Below are 3,259 nucleotides of genomic sequence, written 5' to 3' on the forward strand. Positions count from 1 at the left end.
GGACATTCATGCTGCAGTGCCGAATCAGGGCTTCAGGGACCGTACGATCAGGCTGCGGCCGAGCAACGCTCCGACGTATTGATCTATACCAGTGAAACCCTGGGCAGCCCAACCGAAGTCACCGGTCCCATCACCGTCGATCTCTGGGCGGCATCTTCGGCCACCGACACTGATTTCACCGCCAAACTCGACGTCGTCAAGCCCGACGGAGCGGCGATCAACCTCAACGGCGGAATCCTGCGCACCTCATTCCGCGACTCGCTGTCCGATCCACGCCCCAGCGTTCCCGGCCGGGCCTACCTGTACCGGATCTCGATCTGGCCGACCAGCTATCTGTTCGCGGCCGGCGACCGCATCCGACTGGAGATCTCCAGCAGTGACTACCCGCAGTTCGCACCGAATCCCAACACCGGCGAGGCGTTCGGGAGCAGCTCGGCAAGCGTGCCCGCCACCCAGACCGTCCTGCACGACGCCGCCCACCCGTCGGCGGTGCTGATCCCGATCATCCCCGGCACCGACCGCGGATCACCCCGATTCCCGATGGCTGTCACCACCGGGTGATCGGCGTCGGTCTATCCGAACAGACCGGAGGTCCGCTGGATCCCCTGCGGCAGCCAGGTGCCGTCAGCCGCCGTCTGTCCCGGGGCGTAGATCCGTAGATACACGCTGAAGTCGCCCGCAGGAGTTTCCAGCCAGATCGAGGTGGGATCGCCCGGATCCACCTGCGAAAGGATGACGTCGATCGAGCCGTCCGCCTTCGTGATCAGCGGCCCGTTGCTGTAAACGTTCGGCTCCGTCGTGGTCACCAGCGTGCCGTCAGCGTTGTACACCGTCAGCGACCAGAACCCGCCGTCGTCGATGGGCGGTGCCTCGCCGGGCGCGTAGTGGATCAGATAGGACCGGAAGCCTTTCAGGGGAAGGTAATTCGAGTCCAGCAACCCTGGGAAATACAGCGCCTGATCGGGCGTGTTCGCCACCAACCCGACCAGCGCCACTCCGGCACGGTAGGTGTAATCGGTGCCGTAGTCGCCGATATTGGGTTTGGTGACGGCCCAGCCGTGATGCTGGATCGCCGACAGCTTCTGGGTCAGGTCGGTGATCGGGGGCAGCAGGATCGCCGTGATCTGCGTGGCGATCGCCGCGGCCAGCGACGATATCGGACCGAGCGTGTTCTGGACCTGCAGTGCCGTGGTGGGGTCACTCGGGTCAGGGCCGACACCGATCTTGGCCATCCTGTCCAGGATCGCGGCATCCTGATCCGACGGATACGGCGGGTTCTGGGTGATCGCCAAGCTCATGGCGTTCAGAACCGAGATCGGGGACAGATACGCCGACGGCAGGACGGCGTTGTTGATCATGGTGTCCCCGGTCGGAGTCAGCGTCCACTGCTCCATCAGGTCGACCACCTCCTGCTGGTTGGCCACCGAGGCTTCAACTCGCCCGAGCAGTAGCTCGCTGGAGTAGTTGACGAGCACCTTCTCGGCGCCCTCGACGTCGACGTCGTTCCCGATCCAGGTGATGGCGTAGCGGCCCGGCCCCGAACCACCGATCGGATTCGACGCCGTCGGATTCGACGAGATGTAGTTGTCGACGTTGATGTAGGGATCGGTCAACTGGAAGCTGTAGTAGCGGTTCCCCATGTCCGGGATTTCCAACACCACCGGTCCATCACTGAGGTCCAGCGAGGCCAGCGAATAGAGCACATTGACGTTAGGGCGCGCTCCGCCGCCGATCGCCTTCCAGAACGGCGCCGCGTCCGGATTGGCGAAGCTGGTGTTGATGTTCATGGTGTTCAACGGCCCCAGCAGTGACTGAACGCGCTGCACGGTCAGCAGCGGAAATCCGTAGATGTAGGCCTGCGCGGCGATGATCGCCGCCCGAATCGGACCCACCGGCCAGGTGAATCCGCCGAGAGCTGCGCCCGTCGCCGAAGCGACCGGCAGCGACACCGGTTGCACGACAGAGGAATTGAGCAGCTGCTCTGCACTCACGGCATTCACGGCCAGCGCCGCCCGTCGCGTCACGCCGCGCGCCTGCCGACTCGTCGTCGCTGCCGGCATCGCTGGCGCGGCCGCACCAGCATTCGCGACGCGCGATGCGTTGCCGACTGCGGCTGCCGCGGAAGCACTGGGCCGGACCGCACTCGCGGCACTCCTGCGCGCTGGGCCCCGTGCCACCGAAGCCGGTGTCGACGCCGCCGAACGCGCACTCGTTACGGCCGAGCTCGCGGGCTCACCACTGTCGGCGAAGGCCGAAGGCGCCCACGCAAGCAGTGCACCGGCACCCAGCGCCACGGCAAGGGCACCCACCCGTCCGACGGCGAGGGCCTGGCCGGATGCCGCGCGGCAACGGATGGGATCAGTGCTGAGGGGGCGGTGCGCTTTCACGGTTCACCATTTTCTTTCCATCGACAGGGTTCGTGAGCTGCTACTACCCGCAGGCTACCGGCAGTCAGGCAAGCCTAGGGGACACCTGTCGCGATTTCAGCAGCAAACCGCCGAACTCGCCTGGGTTATGACGACGTCTACCCGCTCTGCCCGCACGCGGCCAGCACCAACTCCCGCACCCGCGCCGCGTCGGCCTGACCCTTCGTCGTCTTCATCACCGCGCCGACGATCGCGCCGACGGCCGCGACCTTGCCGCCGCGGATCTTCTCGGCGATATCCGGGCTGGCGGCCAGTGCCTCGTCGACCGCGGTCTGGATCAGCGACTCGTCGCGCACCATCGCCAAACCGCGCCCGGCCATCACTTGCTCGGGCTCACCCTCCCCGGCCAGCACGCCCTCGACCACCTGGCGGGCCAGCTTGTTGGACAGCGTGCCCTCATCGACGAGTGCGACGACCTTGGCAACCTGGGCCGGGGTGATGGCCAAATCGGACACCGCCACTCCCCCTTCGTTGGCCTTCTGCACCAGGAAGTTGCCCCACCAGGCGCGCGCGGACTCACTGGAGGCGCCCGCCGCCACGGTGGCGGTCACCAGATCGACCGCGCCGTTGTTGACCAGATCGCGCATCACCTCATCGGAGATTCCCCACTCCTGCTGAACGCGGTTACGCGTCAGCCAGGGAAGCTCCGGGATCGTCGCGCGCAGCGACTCCACCAGTTCCACGCTGGGGGCCACCGGCTCAAGGTCGGGTTCGGGGAAGTACCGGTAGTCCTCGGCGGTCTCCTTGTCCCGCCCCGGGGAGGTGTAACCGTCCTCGTGGAAGTGCCGGGTCTCCTGGTGCACCTTGCCGCCGGCGTCGAGCACCGCCGCCTG

Annotated in this window: 3 protein-coding genes; 1 reads left to right on the top strand and 2 read right to left on the bottom strand. The window is 66.5% G+C overall.

All coding sequences use genetic code 11. The annotated features are described in order from the left end of the window. On the top strand, positions 1–561 hold a 561-nt coding region (locus tag ACR2JI_RS15765), incomplete at its 5' end, for a CocE/NonD family hydrolase (RefSeq protein ID WP_526391625.1). Positions 562–572: 11 nt separating this feature from the next. Here ACR2JI_RS15765 and ACR2JI_RS15770 read toward each other — a convergent pair. Further along, positions 573–2,024, bottom strand: coding sequence for a DUF1254 domain-containing protein (locus ACR2JI_RS15770; protein ID WP_526391627.1), 1,452 nt, complete (start codon positions 2,022–2,024; stop codon positions 573–575). A 500-nt stretch (positions 2,025–2,524) separates the two neighbouring features. Then, on the bottom strand, positions 2,525–3,259 hold a 735-nt coding region (locus tag ACR2JI_RS15775; RefSeq protein WP_526391629.1), incomplete at its 5' end, for an Asp-tRNA(Asn)/Glu-tRNA(Gln) amidotransferase subunit GatB.

The organism is Mycobacterium sp. (assembly GCF_051006775.1).
Classification (GTDB): Bacteria; Actinomycetota; Actinomycetes; order Mycobacteriales; family Mycobacteriaceae; genus Mycobacterium.